We start from the raw sequence: 20,650 nt of genomic DNA on the forward strand, positions 1-20,650 counted from the left end.
GAGAATATGGTTCAAGATAATGGTGGAGCGATAGCTCAAAAAGGTTTTAATTATCAAAATCATGTCATTTCACTAACAGCGATTAGGAATTATACTAAGAATAATTTTGAGATTTTTGTTGAATCTGACGATGACTTTGAAGTATTATATGATGATAATTATCATGCTTACATACAGGTGAAAGGTAAGAAGAGGATAGGTCTAAAGAGTTTATTACAAAAACATGAAGGTAAGTGTTCTATTCTTGAGAAACACTTAACCCCGGGAGATGGACATTCAAAATATAAAATTGTTGTTTTCCATTTTACAGAAAGTGAATTATCAAAAATGCAAGAGAATACTTCTGAGGAGTTGTTTGAGCATTCATTGAAATTAAGCACAGAACAAACAGATTACATTCTTGAACAACTAGATGAGAGCTTTAGCACAAAACTAACTAATTTTTCTTTAGTGAAGACAAGCTTTAAGAATGATTATTTAGAAGCAAGAACATATTTAAAAGGTGAACTGATTAATCAAGGCATCTCAGTAGATGGAAGAGACGATTTAATTTTAGATGAGTTAGATAGACTTATTAAACAGAAATCAGAATATATAATAGAAAACAAAGATGATAAAAAATTAAAAAGAATCTCAGCAATTGAACTTCAACCTATATTGCAAAAAATTTCTTCAAAGGCTTTGTTTGAAAGTGAACTAGATAAATTTCCTTTTTCATCCTATACAAAAGCAAAAATAAAAAAAGAAGAGGTAAAAATTATACAACAATATATGTATAAAAAAAGACAAGTCATAGGATTGTTGGAGAGTGATATACATAGACTTGAGACTAAAGAATTGACTGAAATTGCTGAGGAAATAAAATTTTGTGACATTTTAAAATCCTTAGAATCTGATACGAAATATGCAATCATTATCTCTGCATATTGTGATATTGTAGAAGGAGTTGCCAATGAACCAATTAATCATTAACAAAATAAGTATAGTTGACTATGAAAATAAAAAGGCCAATAGTTTTGAATTTAATGAAGGTCCTAATTTGATAATTAGTGAACAAAATGGCCAGGGGAAATCTAGCTTAGTTAAATCTATCTATTATGGACTTGGTTGTCAGTTGACCTCCTTTCCTAAAGGTTGGAAACCACAAAAATACATTATTCAACTTTATGTGCTCATTAATGGAGAATCGTATATCATTAAAAGACACAACAAAGTAATAAGTATAAAAAGTAGTGAAGCCTCGTTTATTTTTAAAAATTTTAGAGATTATTCAGAGTGGTTACAGATTAAATTAGGCATGTCTTTAAAATTAACTTCTAAAGCACAATATGAACCAAAATATGTCTATGTCGATGCTCTTATGAGTCCGTTTTATGTAGACCAAGATAAAGGTTGGAATGGAACATTGTATAAAGAAACTTTTGATGGTCTAGGTCAGTATCCGGCAAGTGTCTTCCCTAAAGATTTAATTGATTATTATTTAGGAATATCAAATGAAGAGCTAAATAATAAGAAAAGTCAAAAAGAGGATTTTAGCATCAAGAGCAGGTCGCTTTCGCAGAAAATTAGTCAAATTGAAGCGGTTTATAATTCTTATCAAGAACAAAATGAAATAGTAGAATCTTTACCTAAAGATGTTAAAGAGTTAAAAATAGAGATTGACTACTATATTAAGAAAACAAATGAAATTTCTTTGGAAATTCAAAAAGTAACAAAGGGTATAGAAAAAACGAAGCTCGAATTAGATATACATAGACAAGATAAAAATGAATTAGAACTCCTATTGCAAGATACAAGTAATCGTTTTGAAGATATTAAATATGAATGCTCATATTGTCATTCACATTTAACCAGAGAGCAATCATTAACAAGACTCGAACTAGAGGATAATAGATTAGCTATCAATTCTCTTAAGGAATCATTAGTCCAGAGAATTTCTCAGTTAGAAGAATCACTAATAGACAAACAGAGTAAATTATATGAATTAAGCGACAAAGTGGCTGCATATCAAAGAAAAATTGATGAAATAAAGGAAATAAAAGATATAGAAAACTATATTAGTCAATCTGTCTTAGTTGAATTAGGAAAACTAGCCCGTAAAGAATCAATTGCCAAAGAAATACTAGATAAAGAAATTGACCAACTAAATAACGATATTAGAGATTTGCAGAGTGAGTTAAGACATCATATCAATAGTCTTGAAGGCGATTATGAAGATTTGAAAAATAATTTATCTTCTTTACTTGAGTCCAATGGATTATCTGACAGAAGGTTTAGAGACTATAAAAAATTAAAAGGAAGTGGAACTAACTTAAATAAGGACTTGCTAGCAATATACCTAATTTATATGAATTTAATAGCAAATAACAGTGAATTTAAGATTCCATTTGCTATTGACTCTTTCGTAAAGAATGAAATTGATACAATATCACAAGAGAGAATGTTTAAAGCTATAGGTTCATATTTTTTGACATTAAAGACTCAGACTTTCTTTTCAGTAATCAGAGAAAATTTATATAAAATTGATGGAGATTATTGTAAGATTAGAGTTGAATCCCCTCTTTTAAAAGAAGATAGATATGAAGAAATATCAAGAGAAATCATTGAATTTGGCGTTTAAGATGAAAGACTTTCTTAAATTTGTGGGACTTATTGGTAGCTAAACAGTCAAATCGCACAATTTTGTTCAAAAATAACATAAAAAGAATGTTGATTTATCAGCATTCTTTTTTATTTCAAATGTATTCTCGGAATTAAAGGATGGGAACACCTGCTTTTTTCTCGTCTTTTGACCATGATGGGCATTTTGAAGAAAGTATCGTTGATGAGGGATTTGATGTAGATAAGATTGTTCAGACACAAATGATGATAGAGGCAGTAAGAGATGCACTATCAAAATTAAATGATGAAGAAAGAGAAATCATTGATAGGCTATATTTCAATGATGAAACCATTCGTTCAGTAGCTGAAACTAAAAAAATATCTTATCCAGCTCTCATAAAGAGAAGAAATAAGATATTAGACAAGCTAAGAGAATTGCTGAAAGACTTTAAATAGTATTGAGAATAAGCAGGCAGATTGGAATTTGCCTGCTTATTTTTGAAAAAATATTTTTCCTTATAAAATCCTTAAACTTGTTTTTTATACTGTTATCAGAAGAAAAAGGAGGAACAAAATATGAGCAAATATATTTTGGAAACAAATGAGCTAACAAAAGTTTTTGGAAAACAAAAAGCTGTAAATAATGTGTCATTAAAAATTGAGGAAAATTCAGTATATGGATTACTAGGACCTAATGGTGCAGGTAAATCTACGACATTAAAGATGATTACAGGTATGTTACACAAGACGTCAGGTGAAATTATGTTTGAAGGACATGAATGGAGTAGAAATGATTTATCAGATATTGGTGCTTTAATAGAGATGCCACCCTTATACGAAAATTTAAGTGCAAGAGAAAATCTAAAAGTTAGAACATTATTACTTGGATTGCCTGATGCAAGAATTGATGAAGTTTTAGAAATTGTAGATTTAAAAAATACCGGAAAAAAGAAAAGCGGTCAATTTTCTTTGGGGATGAAACAAAGATTAGGTATTGCAATTGCTTTATTAAATAATCCTAAACTATTGATACTAGATGAACCGACAAACGGATTAGACCCATTAGGAATTCAAGAATTACGAGATTTAATACGAAACTTTCCAAAAAAAGGAATAACAGTAATTCTGTCTAGTCATATTTTAGCAGAAGTGGAACAAACTGCTGAACATATAGGAATTATACATGAAGGAGAATTAAAATATCAAAACACAATTAATCATAATGAAAATTTAGAAGAACTTTTTATGAATGTTGTAAAGAATGGAAAGAGGGTGTAGCTTAATGAAAAATTATATTTTTGCAGAAAATTTGAAACACAAACATAGCTTTTTGTTGAAGATATTACTCATTGCCCCGATTATAGCTTTACTAAATGCATTTGTATTAATGCCATCATATTTTAGCATAAACGCATACAATTGGTGGTATGTGATTTTAATGCCGGCAACTTTCGCTTTAATACCTGCAATGATGCATAGAAAAGAAGAGAGAAAATTAAACTACCGAGCAATTTTTCCACTCAATATTGATTTAAAAAAGATATGGATTTCAAAAATATTAACAGCTTCAATTTATCTATGTATAACTGCTATTTTGCATATGCTAGGAGTATTTGTTTTTCAATTTTTCATTGGAGAACAATTAACAGGAAACTATGCATTCACGACATTATTATTCGCAAGTGTATTATTGGTTATAACTAACATATGGCAAGTTCCATTTTGTTTTTTCCTGGCTAAAAAGTTTGGGTTTATAGTAAGCATTGTAGTAAATGCTGTATTAGGAATTGTGTTAGGAATTTTGTTAGCTGACGGTTCTATGTGGATTTATTGCCCTTATTCTTGGGGGATTAGATTGATGGTACCCGTTATGCGTATTTTACCGAACGGTATCCCAACAGAAGTATCAAATCCAATGATTTTAAACACATCCTTACTTGTTCCTTGTATTTTGTCCATATGTTTGTTTACATTATTGACTTTCATTACTGCAAAATGGTTTTCTAAGCAAGAGGTGAAGTAATGATGAATATATTAAAATCAGAGTTTTATAAATTGAAGCATACTTGGATTCCATGGGCTCACTTTATCTTACCTGTTTTATATGCTCTAATATTTTATTGGGCAGCAACATTTACAAGTCTAAAAAATTTTTCTGATATGGATATCATACTGAATTATTTTGTGCTTTTAGGTGCTATCTTACCAATAATATTTGGTGCTATCACATCTAAGGTTGTTGACATGGAAGCAAGTGCTGGACGATTTCAAGTGATTCTATCAACTACAAAATCCAGAAGTAAGGCTTATGGTGGAAAACTTATAATGCTCTTATTGAGTTTCCTATTTTCTATAAGTTTAGCAGTTTTTATATTTGCAATGCTATTTGGTAATCAAGGGACTATGGCTTGGTTAATTGAATTATTATTAGTTTTTATAGGATGTTTATCTACATATATGATTCATTTATGGGTATCACTTATGTTAGGTGGTGGTGCATCTATTGGATTGGGATTTGTGGAAACATTGATAGCCTTACTTTCAATAACAAGTTTAGGTGAAAATATCTGGTATTTTTTACCTTGTACTTGGGCATCGAGATTATCTGCAACATATATTGTTGGAAGTGAATTGGCTGATAGCTCATATTTAATTAAAGAGTTTACCATGTGGGGCTATGTAGCAATACCTATTACAGTAGTCATTTTTACTGGCTCTTTATTATGGTTCAATAGGTGGGGTGGAAAGTCAATCAGTGAATAATAGCTCTAAATGTATTTGTAAATGGAATATGGTATAATAATAAAATATTTATAAATATGGAGGTGGTTTGGTATGGCAAGAATTCTTGCTATAGATGATGAATTAGATATGCTGACTCTAATCAAGAATATTTTAATAAAAGGAGAGCATATTGTTGATATTTACCAAACCACGGTAGATATTGATGAAAATAGTTTGGGGAAATATGACTTAATATTACTTGATGTAATGATGCCAGAGGTTGATGGAATCAGCTATTGTAAAAATATACGTAGCAAAGTGGATTGTCCGATTATCTTTTTAACTGCAAAAGCAATGGAAACGGATATAGTAGATGGCTTATTAAGTGGAGGAGATGACTATATTACCAAACCATTTGGTGTTGGTGAATTGTTAGCAAGGGTAGAAGCTCATCTGAGAAGAGAACAAAGAGAAAAACATTCGAATTTAAACTTAGGGAATATAAGATTTGATTTATCCTCCAATCAAGTATTTGTGAAGGAGGAAGAAATTCATCTGACAAAGTCTGAATATCAAATTTCGAAGCTTTTAGCAAAGAGAAAGGGACAAGTTTTTTCAAGAGAACAAATATATGAAATGATTTTTGGATTTGATGGGATTGGTGATTCTTCTGCCATATCAGAACATGTAAAAAATATTAGAGCAAAGTTCTTAAAATTTGGTGAAAATCCAATTTCTACAGTTTGGGGGATTGGTTATAAATGGAATTAATTAGAAAAGGACAGTCGCTCAAAATAGTATTTCTTAAATACTTAATGACTGTTGGAGTTGGTTTAGGATGTGCCATCGTACTAGCTTTATTAACTTTTACAGCGTTTTATAGTGTTGGTTTGATTCTTCCGGCTAACCATACAGAAAATTTATTACAAGAAAATAAATATAAAATTTTAAATAAAATAGACTTTGATGAAGCATTGATACCTAAAGGAGCTAGCTATATGTTTTTATCGCCAGATGGTGAAGTGATAAAAACTAATATGGATGAAGCTATTCAACTGAAAGCTAAGAATTTTCACAATCATGAGGGATTTTCAACTCCATATTCTTCATTTATAGAATTTAAAAGGAATGATGGATATGTATTAATCCATTATTCACTAGAGCCACACTACAATAATGATTGGATGGGAAAATATTTCCCTAGTGTAGATTTACTATTAATATTTTTATTAATCATTTTCTTTTTAATGAGTGCATTTGTGGCTACTCTAATCTGGGCAAAACGAATAACAAGGCAATTATCGCCAATGCTAGAGGCATCAGATAAAATCGCCAACCAAGAATTAGACTTTGAAATAGGAAGTTCAAATATCAAAGAATTTAATGATGTCTTAAATAGCCTTGATATAATGAAAAAAGCCTTAAGTGATTCATTAAGAGAAAATTGGATTAAAGAAGAGAATAAGAGAAGTCAGATATCGGCATTAATGCATGACTTAAAAACTCCGGTTTCTATTGTCCAAGGTAATGCTGAATTGTTAAAGGTAACTGAACTAACTGATGAACAAAAGGATTATGTAGCGTACATTTTAAAAAATTCAACACGTATATCAGATTATACAAAAGCTCTGATGGAGATGAATCAGTCAATTAAATTAAACTCGTTGAATTTACAAAAAGTAAAAGTGTCAGAAATAATCGAAAGAGTTAGTGAAATAGCGAGAGAGATTACACTAATACATGACCGTACTATATCTAAATCTATTAATTGTGAAGATTCAGATGTAATGATAGATATACAATTATTTGAAAGAGTCATTCAAAATATATTTAGTAATGCTATTCAATATTCACCAGACAAATCCAACATTGAATTACTAATAATGACTACAGATAAGATACTTTCAATATCTGTGATAGACGAAGGCCCAGGATTTTCTAATGAGGATTTAAAACGAGGAACGGAGCAATTTTACCGTGGAGATAAGAGTAGACATTCAGCTACAAACTATGGTTTAGGTTTATATAATTCTTGGAAAATAATGTTATTGCATAATGGACGCATTATATTGGAAAACAATTCAGATAAACCTGGTGCAAGAGTAATGCTAGAATTCCCATTGCTATAATTACAACAATTACTTTTTATATAGAATTTTTAAAAATTACAAATCTATTGGTAGCTTTTTGGTAGCTAAACAGACAAATTTTATAATGTTTATCAAAGTGAATATAAAAAGAATGTTGATTTGTCAGCATTCTTTTTTATTTCAAATGTATTCTCGGAATTAGATACGGGGGGTTAAGTGCTGGCGTGGCTATTGCCACACCAGCCAGCAAGATCAGTCCACACCTGCGACTTCCGCTTCGCACGTCGCCTGCGTGGACTGTCTGCTGTTGGATAACTTTTTAATTTCCTCCAAGAAATCATATCCTTTTGGTACAAGGGGAGTATAAAACTCTGATATGACACTTGTTCCTACATCAACATAGCCACGACCTTTGATTCGCTTTAAGAAGAAATCCTTTTGTACGTCACTGCCAAACATCATGCCATAGCCCATTTCAGACATACGACCTAAAGCCACTCTGAAATTAAACTGATCACGGATTCCGTCGCCTAAATATTTTGCGTCTGGACGTTGACAAGCCAGTATTAGAAAGAAGCCAGCTTGACGACCTAACATGACAATCTGTTTCAGCTTATTCATAACTGCGGTGTTTTCTTTTGTTCCCAGCATTTCCATGAAAGCGACGTATTCATCAAAGATTAAGAAGTGTGCCGGGAGACCTAAGTAAGCATAATTTTTGCCAGTCTTATAGTTCTTCATCTGCTTCATTTCCTCACTACGTTTCATCATTTCTTCATAGAATGTTTCAATGCAAGAAAGCAAGTCTTCTTTTCTATAGTAGACATTTGCCATCACAGAACCTAAGTCCGCAAGATCAGCATTTTTCGGGTCAAGAATATACAGTTTTGAATCTGTATGAAGCAAGGCTTCAATCAGTGTCAGTATAAAGTAAGTTTTACCGCCACCTGTACCACCAGCAATCAACATATGAGGGAGCTTATCATATTCCCACCATACGTTTTTCATTAAGCGAAGTTTACCATCTTTAGCTTCTACTTCATCAATAGAAATACGACTGGCTATGGTGTCATAGAGCAAAGTATATTCCACATAGGAATCCTTTAACTCTTTATCCGTCAGCTCACAGTACAAGCCACTCTCTAATTTCTTTTCCAAGTGTAAGAGTTGGTCTTGATATTTTCCCAGCGTGATTTCCACCCGTATCTGTATCAAGCCATTTTTAAGTCGATAATACATTTTAGGGAAGTAGGTTATCTTTTCCTTTGTACGACCAGCACTATCTTTAAAGAAACCCTCTGTTTTGACCTGTTCAGATTCATACCACTTGTTTTCAAGTATCATCTTTGCCAGTTTTTGACGGTGGTAAAGTTGTTTAACCGTATCATAGCGAACCCGTTTGAATACAAACGCTACCAGCAAGCAGATAAGAATTGCGACACTGAAACTGATAATTAAATAGGGAATGTCAATCTTATCTGCTTGTGATAGGTTAAAATCCTGCCAGTTGATCTGCTGGATTGTCTTCACATGAAACAGTCCGACAACCAGCAGGAAAACAGGCAGGAGTGACGCTATCGTAAAATGAAAGACTAAATCTTTACCAGATGGGCGAATCCTTTTACCACGCTGTTTCATGCGAAAAAGTCTCCTTTCTACCTAGCGACTATTTGTCTTGTGTCGGTTCTTTCTTTGCTTGTGGTTGAGCTTTGAATGAACTAGAATCCTTTGTCAGCACAATATCGTCTGCCTTGATATACCAGTCAACATCTGCTCCTTGATAGGTGGCAGTAGCAACGGTGTCCGCAATGGGATTGATAAGTTCCACCCGTGCGTTATAATCAAACTCTTTCAAAGGCACGCTGGCAGGAATACTTACTTGAATCATGCGTCCTTGTCCTTTGGATTTTAAGTCATAGGTACGTTCCTTGATTTCATCTGAAACCGACCCGTCTTCATTTTGGATTCTCACTTCACGACGTAGAGCAGAGAATTTCAATTCTCCAAAAGTCGTGTCTTTATCTAATACAATGCCATTTGCTAATCTCATCATTTTTCCTCTCTTTCTTTATTCTTTTATCATGTCGTCAGCATGTAAAAGGTAATTTGTAAAACCACGAGTGCCGATTTTGTAGCCCTCTGCGGTAATACGTGGATTGACTAACTTCACACGTTCCTCAAAGCCGAAATGTTTTTCGCCAGCTTCAGCAGGAAGCACCACCACAATATCATCTGCTCTTTGAACATCAGAATAGAGATTATAGCTTCTTGATAAGACAGTTAGCCGTCCGTTGATTCTTCGCTGAACGACTTTATCCTCGCCAGCAAATTCTAAATTGCCGAATGTTTTTTCCATGTTGGGAATCACAAATTTAAGTTCCATATTTTTACCTATCCTTTCTTTTTTATTGGCTGAATGAATGTTTGATGGTCTTAAAGAGTGGGGAACGACCTTTTGATTCTTGATTTTTTGTTTTCATAAGTTCACTTCCTTTCAAAATCGGGTAAAAAAATAGACACCTCATTTTTTGAAGTGTCTACCTATTAAATATTCAAATTTTATTGGAAGTATCTTTATATCTTCACTTTTCAAGGATAAATCGTCGTATCAAAGCTCATTCATAAGTAGTAAATTAGTAGTAAATTGAGTGGTTTTGACCTTGATAAAGTGTGATAAGTCCAGTTTTTATGCGGATAACTAGATTTTTATGCTATTTTTATCAGAAAAAAAATTTTTTTATTTTTCATTTAAATTTAGGATGTTGAGAAAAAGATCAATAATTTCAGTACGATTTTTATTTAGTTGAATTTTTTCGATTAAAAGTTGAAGATTATCATCTGAAGTTTCAGAAAGTGGTCTAAAAAAATCAGAAGGATCTATATCCATGGCAGATAAAATTTTTAGTAGAGTATCGACAGATAAGTTTCTTCTATTGTTTTCAATTAGATTAATAAAAGGTAAGCTAAGATCACTTTTTTCGGCAAGCTCTTGCTGAGTTAGCTTTTTACTTAGTCGATATTCCCTGACCAATTCTCCAATCTTCATTTACAAAATCTCCTTTTAATTATTGTATATATTTTTTGTTGATATTTATATAAACAATAGTATTCAAAATATACATTTTTATTTACAATAGTAAATAAAAATGATATAATGAGAGCGTTTGTAATATTATAAGAAGGGCTTGGATTTGGGGCAGATACGCTTCAAATTTATATGGGTAAAAATGAAATCAAGAAAAAGCAAAAAGAATAAAAAAATAACTCTTGCTTTAGCGGCAGGAGTTGCTTTAACAAGTTTTTCAACCCTATCTGTAAAAGCAGATGAACAGGTTGATGTAAAACCGACAGACAATACAGTAGCTGAAGAAAAACATGTACAAACTTCACCTACAACTTCTATCACTCAAGTCGAGGGTGTTGAGGTTTCAAACGGAACTGCTCTTGTAACTAAGACTCCAACTCAAGAAGTTGTTGGACAAGCAAAAGAAATCAAAGATCAAGCTGACCAAGCTGTTGAAACTCAAACTCCTGTTGTTGAAGAAGCTAAGAAACAAGAAGCTACAACTTCTGCGACAGAAAGCTCTGCTAAAGAAGCGCTTGAACAAGCTGAACAAAAGAAAAACGCTGCAACTCCTGAAGCAATCGAAGGAACAAAAAAAGCGATTGATGCTTCTAAGAAAGAAGTGACTACGCACACAGAAGAAATTGATTCTTTGAAAGAACAACAAAATCAAGTGCAAGGAAAGAAAAATACACAAGAAGCTGTTGTTAAAGATGCTACGGAAGCTACAAACAAGCAAGCTGAAAAGGTTGCTGGTGCAGAAAAGAAAGTTCAGAACGCTCAAGGTGTTTTGAATGGAACTAGCGCTGACAAAGTTATCAAAGAAGAAAAGGCTGCTAAGAAAGAGCTAGAAGCTAAAAAAGCTATCGTGAAAGATGCGAAGAAAGCTCTTGAACAATCACAAACTACTGATGCGACAAAAGCTCGTAAGTTGAATGAAGCAAAAGAACTTGAAGCAGAACAAAAAAATACTTTTAATCAGGCGACTGATACCCTTTCAAAAGCCGCACAAGCTCACAATCAAGCTACATCTTCATTAAATGTGGCGAAACAAGCTAAAGATAGCGCACAAACTGTTCTTGATGGGACTGGGACAAAAGCTATACTAGATGAGCGTGATAATGCGAAAGCTGACTTGATTAACAAAGAAGCGACACTTGCAGATGCTTCTAAAAAGTTGGATGATGCTAAAAAGACTGATGCTAAAAAAGCAGATGATATTACTAAATTAAAGAAGGCTGAAGAGGAAGCAGTAAATACTGTTACTTCTACCTCTAAAGTTTTGGCTGATGCAACTAAATTAGCTGAAGAAGCATCATCTCATCTGGCGATTGCTAATAAAGATAAGAATAATGCCCAAGCGGTACTTGATGGTACAGGCGCAAAAGCAGTTTTGGATGAGCGTAATGCTGCAGAAAACGATTTGACTAAAAAAGAAGAAGTTCTTACAAATGCTACTAAGGTCTTGGATGATGCTAAAAAGGCAGATTCTAAAAAAGCCAAAGAACTTGCTCAAGCTACAACTAACTTAGAACAAGCGACTGCTACGCTGAAGCAAGCAGAAAGTAACTTGTCTGACGCTCAAACTGCCACAAACCAAGCTTCTGATGACTTGAAGAAAAAGAAAAAAGCAGAAAAAACTGCTCAAGAAACTTTGGATGCTTCTAAAGGGAAAGTGGCTGGCGTTACAAATGAGCGTGACAATGCTAAGTCTGACTTAGCTAAAAAAGAAGCTAACCTTACAAGTGTTACGAAGAACTTGAATGATGCAAAAAGTGCAGATGCTAAAAAAACAGAACAACTTACTTTGTTAGACAAAGGAAAAACTCAAGCTGAGGCTGAAGAAGCTAAAACTGCAAATGCTTTGATCAAAGCCCAAGGTGGTGCAATTCAAGCTTCAACTAAACTTCAAAAAGCTACTAAAGATGAAAAAGATGCAAAAGATAATCTTGCTTCATCTGAAAATCGTTTGTCAGGTGTTACAAATGAACGTGACAACGCTAAATCTGACTTAGCAACTAAGCAAGCTAAAAAAGAGGATGCTGAACGTAAGTTGGCTGAAGCAAAAAATACAGATGCTAAAAAACGCTCTGACATCCAAGACTTGAAGACTCTAAAAAGTCAACAAGAAGATACCAAGCGAACAACTGCTCAAGAATTGTCTGACGCGACATCTGCCGCTAAAAATGCTGAAAACGCTAAAAAAGAAGCAGATAAAGCTGTTGATACGCTTGAGAAACAAATCTCTGCCATCAAGAACTTGACCATCCCTCAGTTACCACAAAATGTCATTTCAGCATACAAGACTTACTTGAATGATGATAGTGAAGCGAATAAACATGCTTTGAATAATGCTATCCAAGCTTGGTACAAGGGTGGCAAGTACGATTTTGGAAAACCACAGTTTGTTTGGAATCCAGAAACTAAGAAAAACGTCTTTACTGGCTGGGACAACAAAAACATTGTCCTTCCAATTGATGATACTCTAGTTGATTTGGATAACATCACTGAAGAACAAATTAAAGCTTTGAGCCACTACTATGTGCTTATGGCAAACAACCTCCAAGACCAAATCTGGGGAACACATAACTTTATCGTTACCAAAGAGTCTGTTCAAGGAATTAAAAACATTGCCAAAAACTATGCCAATGAAAATAAACCTTACGATGACGGACATAGCCACACAGCCCTTAATAACCACGGAGTGGATACTGTAAGATATAACGGAGAAGTATTGAACTACGCATGGATTTTAGCAACATCTCAGGACTTGGGTGGTGGGAATGTTAAAGAAACTCGCAAAGCCACTATGTCTCAGCTCTACCGTGAAGTTTACGATGCTGTTATCGACTTTATGACGAATGATATTCATGCCTATTTCGGACACATGAAAGGCATGGTTGGACGAGAAAAACCATTTATCCAAAGTGCAGTTGGTGGAAATATCAGTTACACCAAAAATAATGTTGGGCGCATCCACTTTGTCCGTTTTGCAGGAAAAGATGCTCGTTATATTATCTCACGAGACCCACAAACAGGGGAACGAACTGAAACTTATGTGGATGAATACTACCAAAACGGTATCGCAAAACCACTCCCAACTCCATTTGACACCGGCAAGATGGAAAAAGATTTGGCACAAGCTAAGAAAACTCAAGTTTCTGCTATTGCGACAAATAATAATGTTCAAAATCGCTTAGTTGCTGCTAAACGTGCAGATGAAACTGCAAAATCTAATCTTGCAACAACCACAAACCGTCTTAATACCTTGATCAACACACAAGATTTGACACCTAATGCAGAGCGTGTTCTTGATAATGCTAAGTCAGAATTAAACAAAGCTGAATTGCGTAACACAAACGCAAGCACTGCTTATGCAAATCTTACAAAAGAAATTCAGAATAAACGTGCTACTCACAAAGAAGCAGAAAAAGCCTTGTCTAAAGCAAAAATCGCAAACAAGGTTGCGCAAGAAAGTCTTGAAAAAGCAACTACTGAGCATAACAATGCAGTTGATAAACTTAACAGCATTAAAGATGCTATCAAACGTACAAAAGCAATTAAAGACTTAACTCCTGAAGCTCAAGCTAAGTTTGATACTGCAAAAGCAGAACACCAAACTGCCAAAACACGATATGAAAAAGCTGAGAAAGCTTTGGTTGACCTTAATAACGAGATCAACACAAATAGCAACAAGCTTGCACAAGCCAAATCAGAACTGAGTCAAGCTGAAAAAGCTGATAAAACTGCAAAATCTAATCTTGCACAAGCAATTTCTGCTAAGAACAATGCTTCTAAAGCCTTAGAACAAGCTAAGGATGCTCTAGCTAAAGTAAAAGCGATTAAAGACTTGACTCCTGATGCTCAAGCAAAATTTGACCAAGCAGAACAAGCCTACAATACAGCTAAAACTCGTTTAGAAAATGCAGAAACAGCCGTTAAGAACCTGAACGCTGACCTTAAAGTGAAACGCCAAGCTTTGGCAGATGCTATTCAAGCTCTGAAAGAAGCTGAGAAAACTAACGCTACTGCTCAAACTAAGAAAGCTAACGCAGAAAAAGCACACACTAAAGCAACAAGTACGCTTTCAAATATCCAAAAAGCTCTTGCTTCACTCCTTGCAATTAAGGATTTGACACCTGAAGCTCAAGCAAAATTTGACCAAGCAACATTAGAGTACAAGGCTGCTCAAACTCGCTTGGATAATGCAGAAACTGCCGTTAAGAACCTAAACTCAGGATTGCAAGAAAAACGTAAAGCTTTGGCAGATGCTATTCAAAAGCTTGAAGAATCTGAAACTCTTGCGAAAGCTACACAAGCTGACCTTGAAGTTGCAAAAGCTACTTATCAAAAAGCTGATGATGAGCTTACAGCCACTCGTAAAGTGATTGCAACACTAGAAGCAACTAAGGACTTAACTCCTGATGCTCAAGAAGCTTATGACCAAGCTCTTGAAGCTGAAGCTCTTGCAGAAAAACGTTTGTCAGATGCTAAATTGGCAGTTAAAAATCTAACTGCTGATGTGAAGACTAAACAAGAAGCTTTGGAACAAGCACAAGCTGAACTTGCGCAAGAAGAAAAAGTTCTTGAAGCACTCAAAGCAAAACAAGCCGAAGAGGAAAAAGTTCTAGCGACTATTCAAGCTCAACTAGACGACTTGAAAGCTCAAGAAAAAGCTGTTCGTGCAGAAATTGCTAAAATCGAAGACAGCATTAAAGAGTTGGAAAAACTCCTTGATAGCCTCATCCACGCTTCTGAAAACTACGAAGTCGCAAAAGAAGCTTACGAAAAAGCTCTTGAGGCTCACCGCCTAGCTCTTCAAACTCTTGAAGCAGAACAAGCTAAACTAAATGCTCTCCTCCAAAACCAATTGGATGCCAAAGCTCAGTATGAGGCTGTTCTACTTGCTTATCAGAAGGCATATAATAAACCTCAAGAATCATTGAACCATAGACATGATTCTAAGGTATCAAATATAGAACATAAACTGGTAACAGACAAACTTAGAACTGCTCTAAGTAATCCAGCTTATATCTATGTTGGAAACAAACCTAAATATGGTGTCAATACGACTTTACCAAACACAGGTTCAAGTGAAAATATGTTGATGGTAGTTCTAGGAACTATACTTAGTGGAATTGGTCTAGCAGTACCACTTAGAAGACGTGATTAACTAGGATATACTAAGTTAGAGTTCTGTTATAATAGTAAGTTATTTATAAGGGCAGAACGAATACAACATGAAATTTTTAGTATTTTAATTTCTATAAAAAAGATTTAAAATTTTTATTCAATACATTTTAGTATTTTAGGAGGAAAAAATGATGAAAAAAATTATTGTGATAGTAGCTTCTGTACTTGTAGCACTTTTAGTGGCGGGTGGAACGTTCTTTTACCTAAATCAAAAATCTGATCCAGCAAGCCAGTTCGTTGGCTCATGGTATGATAAAGAGCATGATGTTATGATAGAATTTAAAAAAGATAACAGCCTTGAATTGACTAATGATAACGATGAAACTAAAGAAGGAACATGGAAAGTAGCTGGTAAATATATCAAATTAACTATAGATGGTGCATCTAGTGCAAAAGCAGAATTGCCTGAAGAAGGTGCTAAAGAAGTGAAAAAACTTGATTTTAAGTTTGATACAGCTAAAACATTACAAAGTAAGTTTCTTATAAAAGATGGAACATTTGAAAAGCAAAAATAACTAAATAGTATTAAAAAAAGGTAGTTCAATAATTTGAACTACCTTTTTTATTTTAAGGAGAGATATACCATTATTTTTTAGAAGTGCTGATTAGTTTGCTTGTGCGATTAACTTATATGCATAGGATTTTTGAAATTCTTCTGGTCGATTGTGTCCGAGAGCGCGTGATACAATTAAACAAGCCTTTCGATCAAGGACAACACCTTTTAATTCGCCTCGTAGATAAATTTTTTCTTTTTTATCTTTGATATCTTTGGGATCTCGCGCAACAAGAAGATAAAGAAGTTTTGCGTATTCTGCACGATATTTATGAGGTTTTAAAGCAGTTGGAACTTGAAACACACGCTTTTTACCAGCTAGTTTAAATTCTTCAACAAGCCTTTCTAATTCTTCTTTGTCTCGCGTAATAATCGGAATCCATCGGTCTCGTGCTCCTTTTGATTTATGCTTTTTACCAATGATTTTAAGATAGTATCGACCATCTTCACGTTGATGTAGAGAATCACCTGTAATAGCTTTTAATTCATTTTTACGTAACCCAGTGGCAGATACGATTGAGAACCAGCGATTATTTGTTTCTTCAGACATCCTGTCGTCATTAGACTTCAAACGATTATTCTTTTTGTCGGCTCGATATCGAATATCAGTTGCAATAAAAGCGGTAGAAGGGACTCCTAAAACTTTGGCTAATGCTGCTTTATAGGTTGACTGGGTTGGAGCAGAAAGCCCTAATTTCTTACAATGTTCTAAGTATTGATTCACTAAGTCAATCCATCCCTCAGTATCGTTAGATTTATCAAGAGCTTCTAAATCTTCGGCAGTAGTTATTGAGGCAACAAAGGAAGCAAATCTGCTCCAGGAACCAGCGTAGTTATGAAGAGTTCGGTCGGTATGGATTAAATGAATGTCCTCTCCCGTTTTTTTGGATTCATTTCGCTTGATCCCCTTTCCTTTTTTAAAGCGCGTGACTAGATTAGTTAGTCCTTTTGATTGGACGAATTGTTTACGGCCTTCGAAAGTAGTTAGAGAATCTATCTGTTGTTTCTTAGCTTTCTCTTTAGCTTCTCGTCGATCAGCACGACTACGTCTCTTCTTTGCCATAGTTCTTTCCTTTCTATATGTATATTGTCTATTTTTAAAGAAGATCTTAAGAAAAATCTTAAGGTCTTTTTTATTCAAGTTGAAGTAGTGCAGTGACTTAAGCTTATATTCACTGATGTAGTATCTTCCCTTTGCTGAGGGCGCTTCTTAATTGATGGCTAAGAAGATAACCAAGTCATTTTACAACATGACAAGTTGACTCAATTCAAATAAGATGTAGAGTTCCATCTTTCAGATAAAAATCTGTTGTTTTTTCTTGTTAGTCTTTTTCAGGTTTAAATGCTCTGAATTTAGCGACTGAGCTAAGCTAGTTTTTGTATTTGATTTTTAGACTTTTGTTATTTACTTTAGTTTTTATACTTTGATTTTTTACTTTGTTATGATCAAAAAATTTTTTTAAACTGCTGTTGACATTACTTTTATTATCTATACATTTATTTTTTAGTTAATGGAATACAAAAATTGGTTCCTGTTATTTACTTTCGTTTTTTACTTTTATTCTTTACTTTGTTACGATCAAAAAATTTTTTTTAAACTGCTGTTGACATTACTTTTATTATCTATACATTTATTTTTTATTGGTAAATGAAATACAAAAATTGGTTCCTGTTATTTACTTTCGTTTTTTACTTTTATTCTTTACTTTGTTACGATCAAAAATTTTTTTTAAACTGCTATTGACATCTCTTTTATTATCTATACATTTATTTTTTTTAGTTAATGAAATACAAAACTGGTTCTTTCCTAACCCAGCTTAAACCTACTGTTTCCACGATAGCTACCTCCTTTCAAACATAAAAAAACGTAGCTATATTAGTTACGTCTCTACTCAATCAATTATCTAGATATTATTAGTATGCCATAAATTTTAAAATAAAAAAATCAGGATAAGATTTTTTTACGTTATTCACTTTTACCTAGTACTGTGTGTTTAGCGTGACTTACACATACGTTTCTGTCAACGCTAAACACACAGAAAAATTAGAATTGCAAAATAAATGAGGGATGAGAGAAAGAGGAAAAACTACAAAAAATTCAATAAGTGAAACAATATCTTTATCGTTTTTTCTTAATTATTTTTTTTATAAATTGGGATTTGTGGCATACTATAACTGTAAAAACATTTTAGGAGGAAACAACTATGTTTCTAAAATATTATTCACTCATTAACTATATTCTCTATAAAAATCGCAGAGAATTCGAAAACTCATTTGATTGCTACCCCAAAAAGACAGTGTATGAGTTCCATATCAGGGAGTCTACAGGAGGAATGAAAATTAGACAAAAAGAACATAATGCAATTCATGTTAGCCTATTTTCTAATAGTGGAAGTTATATTACACTTTACTTAAGGAATTTTACGCCAGATGATTTGGTGGCTGTGATGAACTCATTAATCAAGCAGAAGAAAGAACTTGGATATGAGCGGTTGATTTGCATGTTATCAGAGCTCAAAAATGATGAACGCTTAAGTTTATTGATGAAGTTATCCAAAATGAAATAAACATACTGGGATCAAGCAAACTGCACCCCAAAAGTTAGACAGAAAAAATCTAACTTTTGGGGTGCAGTTCAGTTCCTCTTCTTTTAAATATCCGAATCATCATTTTTATTTCAAAAAAGATAGTGATTCGGTTGATTTTTATTGCAATATATTGAAATTTGAAATTTCAAGAATCGCATTAAATCAAGGTTTTTTCGTTTCCAATGAAACGTAACGACCTACTATTAAACTTCTCTAATTACCAAGTATTACAACCTATATTTCTTTTAATATTTTAGCAAATAATTCTTCTAACTTCTCTAAGTCTCCATAGACAGTTCCGTCCATATAAAGGTTGTAAACTTCGTCATCTTGTTCCACTCGTATTTGTGCAGAATAGCCTTTTGATAGTGCTAAGGAACGAATAACTTCTCGTTGGGTTCGTCCATTTCCTTCTCGAAAGGGATGGAAATAATTGAGATTATCAAGAATTTTTGCTAAATGTTTAATGATTTCATCTTTTGAGTTGGCAGTTTGATGATAGGAATGAATGAGATGATTTATATAAGTTTCTGCAGAATTAAACGACTGTATCGACATAAAAGGATTACCACTTTTAGAGATATTCACCTTGCGATATTGTCCTGACCAGGCATAAACGTCTTGAAACAAATAGTTATGAATGGCTAAAATATTACTCATGGAATAGACTTCAATGGCTTTCAAGCGCAAGTCTGCAAGTCTTTTAGTAACGAATAAGTGTTCATTTCGGTAGGCTTCTTCAATATTTGTAACATTTTGTTTGTTGATTAATACTGTGGAATTTGGATAGGTATATTGATGATTAGGGTCAATGTACTTATAGCCTTCGTATTGATTTTTAACCAATATTCAATTCCTTTCGTCTATTGACAACATAAGTTTTTAAATCAATCACATCTTGAACAGTAGGTTCATAATTTTCAATCATTGATGATCCAATAGCATACCAGACGGTATCGAAATCTGAAAAATTATCAAAAGGAATCCCTAAAATTGTTAATTCTTCTTTATTTACATCAAGAGTCATGTCACATCTCCTTATATAATGTTACCTTTATTATACCATAAAATCGGTATTTTTACCTAAAGGGATAGAGACTATAAGATGTATTATGTTTAATGTAGATTTATGATAAAATGGTTTTATTATAAAAAGAAATAACAGAGGTATAGCATGGAGCCATATATTACAGAAGCTTTAGTAAAAGCAGGGATTGAATTGGGAACTCTAACATTTAAGGGAACAACAACACTAGTGAATAGTAAAATTCAATCATTAAAGGAAGAACGTAACGCCGATAAATTACGAAATACTTATGATGAAATTGTAAATGAGTTGGGATGATAACTAAAAATTTTTTTTTGAGAAAAAATCGCCAAAAATGTATATTATTCCCAAAAATTGAAACTATATTTATGAATTATCATTCTTTATCGAAAGTGTCTTAATAATCATTTTGTTATCCCAATTAGAAATATCAATATTCACAGTTTTATCCTGACAAACTGATTTTATTAATCTTAAAAGATTTTTTTCATTTATTTCAGAAAGGAATTTATCATAACAGTTAATTACCTCCTCATTGTCAGAAAAAATAATTGGTATTTTACCAAGGCACTTATTTAATTCATTTGCATCACCAGAATAGTCGGCTTGCAACATAAATCTATTAGCAAAGAGTTCTATCACAAAATCTCTTTTCATTATTTTTACTAAAGTTTTTCTTTGATAGTATTCTGATATAAACACTCCGATAATCCCTGACGTAATTATAGAAGTGATGACAGTATTAATAAAATCCGTATTAACAATAATATCCATTTTCAAACCCCTTTC

19 protein-coding genes and 1 pseudogene are annotated in these 20,650 nt (G+C 33.2%); 12 read left to right on the forward strand and 8 right to left on the reverse strand.

Features of this window, described 5'->3' with window-relative positions; all coding sequences use genetic code 11:
- Positions 1-6 precede the first annotated feature (6 nt).
- The 8 genes and pseudogenes from NGI26_RS02030 to NGI26_RS02065 all read left to right on the forward strand — a co-directional run bounded on the left by NGI26_RS02030 (position 7) and on the right by NGI26_RS02065 (position 7,454).
- A complete protein-coding gene (locus NGI26_RS02030; protein ID WP_061564363.1) occupies positions 7-972 on the forward strand; it encodes a dsDNA nuclease domain-containing protein in 966 nt (321 codons plus the stop codon).
- The gene (locus NGI26_RS02035; RefSeq protein WP_195968951.1) at positions 953-2,620 is read left to right on the forward strand and encodes an endonuclease; all 1,668 of its coding nucleotides are present in this window, start codon (positions 953-955) and stop codon (positions 2,618-2,620) included. The genes NGI26_RS02030 and NGI26_RS02035 overlap by 20 nt, the downstream gene beginning before the upstream one ends.
- A gap of 155 nt (positions 2,621-2,775) precedes the next feature.
- Positions 2,776-3,057 (forward strand): annotated as a pseudogene (locus tag NGI26_RS02040) (sigma-70 RNA polymerase sigma factor region 4 domain-containing protein); the annotation flags it as partial.
- Positions 3,058-3,177: 120 nt separating this feature from the next.
- Positions 3,178-3,879, forward strand: coding sequence for a lantibiotic protection ABC transporter ATP-binding protein PcfF (gene pcfF, locus NGI26_RS02045; RefSeq protein ID WP_061564361.1), 702 nt, complete (start codon positions 3,178-3,180; stop codon positions 3,877-3,879).
- A 4-nt stretch (positions 3,880-3,883) separates the two neighbouring features.
- Positions 3,884-4,624 (forward strand): lantibiotic protection ABC transporter permease PcfE, encoded by a 741-nt coding sequence (pcfE, locus tag NGI26_RS02050; RefSeq protein WP_061564360.1) that lies wholly within the window; start codon positions 3,884-3,886, stop codon positions 4,622-4,624.
- Entirely contained in the window at positions 4,624-5,364 is a 741-nt protein-coding gene (gene pcfG, locus NGI26_RS02055) for a lantibiotic protection ABC transporter permease PcfG (protein WP_061564359.1), read from the forward strand. Before pcfE ends, pcfG begins: the two co-directional genes overlap by 1 nt.
- 72 nt (positions 5,365-5,436) lie before the next feature.
- The gene (locus tag NGI26_RS02060) at positions 5,437-6,096 is read left to right on the forward strand and encodes a response regulator transcription factor (protein ID WP_251935381.1); all 660 of its coding nucleotides are present in this window, start codon (positions 5,437-5,439) and stop codon (positions 6,094-6,096) included.
- Positions 6,087-7,454, forward strand: coding sequence for a sensor histidine kinase (locus NGI26_RS02065; RefSeq protein ID WP_251935383.1), 1,368 nt, complete (start codon positions 6,087-6,089; stop codon positions 7,452-7,454). Before NGI26_RS02060 ends, NGI26_RS02065 begins: the two co-directional genes overlap by 10 nt.
- 213 nt (positions 7,455-7,667) lie before the next feature.
- On the opposite strand, the gene NGI26_RS02070 is transcribed toward NGI26_RS02065, so the two are convergent.
- The 4 genes from NGI26_RS02070 to NGI26_RS02085 all read right to left on the reverse strand — a co-directional run bounded on the left by NGI26_RS02070 (position 7,668) and on the right by NGI26_RS02085 (position 10,461).
- Positions 7,668-9,053 (reverse strand): FtsK/SpoIIIE domain-containing protein, encoded by a 1,386-nt coding sequence (locus NGI26_RS02070; protein ID WP_000813488.1) that lies wholly within the window; start codon positions 9,051-9,053, stop codon positions 7,668-7,670.
- A gap of 28 nt (positions 9,054-9,081) precedes the next feature.
- Complete coding sequence (locus NGI26_RS02075) at positions 9,082-9,468, reverse strand: YdcP family protein (RefSeq protein ID WP_000985015.1); 387 nt, start codon at positions 9,466-9,468, stop codon at positions 9,082-9,084.
- 15 nt (positions 9,469-9,483) lie between these two features.
- A complete protein-coding gene (locus NGI26_RS02080; RefSeq protein WP_000420682.1) occupies positions 9,484-9,798 on the reverse strand; it encodes a YdcP family protein in 315 nt (104 codons plus the stop codon).
- A gap of 354 nt (positions 9,799-10,152) precedes the next feature.
- Positions 10,153-10,461, reverse strand: coding sequence for a helix-turn-helix domain-containing protein (locus tag NGI26_RS02085; RefSeq protein ID WP_041784046.1), 309 nt, complete (start codon positions 10,459-10,461; stop codon positions 10,153-10,155).
- 181 nt (positions 10,462-10,642) lie between these two features.
- On the opposite strand from NGI26_RS02085, the gene NGI26_RS02090 reads away from it, so the two are divergent.
- Together NGI26_RS02090 and NGI26_RS02095 are read left to right on the forward strand one after the other, a co-directional pair.
- Positions 10,643-15,652, forward strand: coding sequence for an SEC10/PgrA surface exclusion domain-containing protein (locus NGI26_RS02090; RefSeq protein ID WP_251935385.1), 5,010 nt, complete (start codon positions 10,643-10,645; stop codon positions 15,650-15,652).
- 148 nt (positions 15,653-15,800) lie between these two features.
- Positions 15,801-16,187: a hypothetical protein gene (locus NGI26_RS02095; protein WP_251935387.1), complete on the forward strand. Its 387-nt coding sequence runs from the start codon at positions 15,801-15,803 to the stop codon at positions 16,185-16,187.
- Positions 16,188-16,277: 90 nt separating this feature from the next.
- On the opposite strand, the gene NGI26_RS02100 is transcribed toward NGI26_RS02095, so the two are convergent.
- The gene (locus NGI26_RS02100) at positions 16,278-17,288 is read right to left on the reverse strand and encodes a site-specific integrase (protein WP_251935389.1); all 1,011 of its coding nucleotides are present in this window, start codon (positions 17,286-17,288) and stop codon (positions 16,278-16,280) included.
- 1,270 nt (positions 17,289-18,558) lie between these two features.
- Between NGI26_RS02100 and NGI26_RS02105 the strand changes: the two genes are divergently transcribed.
- Positions 18,559-18,792: a hypothetical protein gene (locus NGI26_RS02105; protein ID WP_231069238.1), complete on the forward strand. Its 234-nt coding sequence runs from the start codon at positions 18,559-18,561 to the stop codon at positions 18,790-18,792.
- Positions 18,793-19,047: 255 nt separating this feature from the next.
- On the opposite strand, the gene NGI26_RS02110 is transcribed toward NGI26_RS02105, so the two are convergent.
- The gene (locus NGI26_RS02110; protein WP_251935391.1) at positions 19,048-19,659 is read right to left on the reverse strand and encodes a Fic/DOC family protein; all 612 of its coding nucleotides are present in this window, start codon (positions 19,657-19,659) and stop codon (positions 19,048-19,050) included.
- Positions 19,652-19,840, reverse strand: a complete 189-nt coding sequence (locus tag NGI26_RS02115) for a hypothetical protein (RefSeq protein WP_000171300.1) — start codon at positions 19,838-19,840, stop codon at positions 19,652-19,654. Before NGI26_RS02115 ends, NGI26_RS02110 begins: the two co-directional genes overlap by 8 nt.
- Positions 19,841-19,987: 147 nt before the next feature.
- Here NGI26_RS02115 and NGI26_RS02120 point away from each other — a divergent pair, with 147 nt between their 5' ends.
- A complete protein-coding gene (locus NGI26_RS02120) occupies positions 19,988-20,158 on the forward strand; it encodes a hypothetical protein (RefSeq protein WP_251935394.1) in 171 nt (56 codons plus the stop codon).
- A gap of 69 nt (positions 20,159-20,227) precedes the next feature.
- Here the strand turns inward: NGI26_RS02120 and NGI26_RS02125 are convergent, their stop codons facing one another.
- Complete coding sequence (locus NGI26_RS02125; protein ID WP_075565954.1) at positions 20,228-20,635, reverse strand: DUF6680 family protein; 408 nt, start codon at positions 20,633-20,635, stop codon at positions 20,228-20,230.
- Positions 20,636-20,650: the final 15 nt, after the last annotated feature.

Source organism: Streptococcus sp. Marseille-Q0941, assembly GCF_943736975.1.
Classification (GTDB): Bacteria; Bacillota; Bacilli; order Lactobacillales; family Streptococcaceae; genus Streptococcus.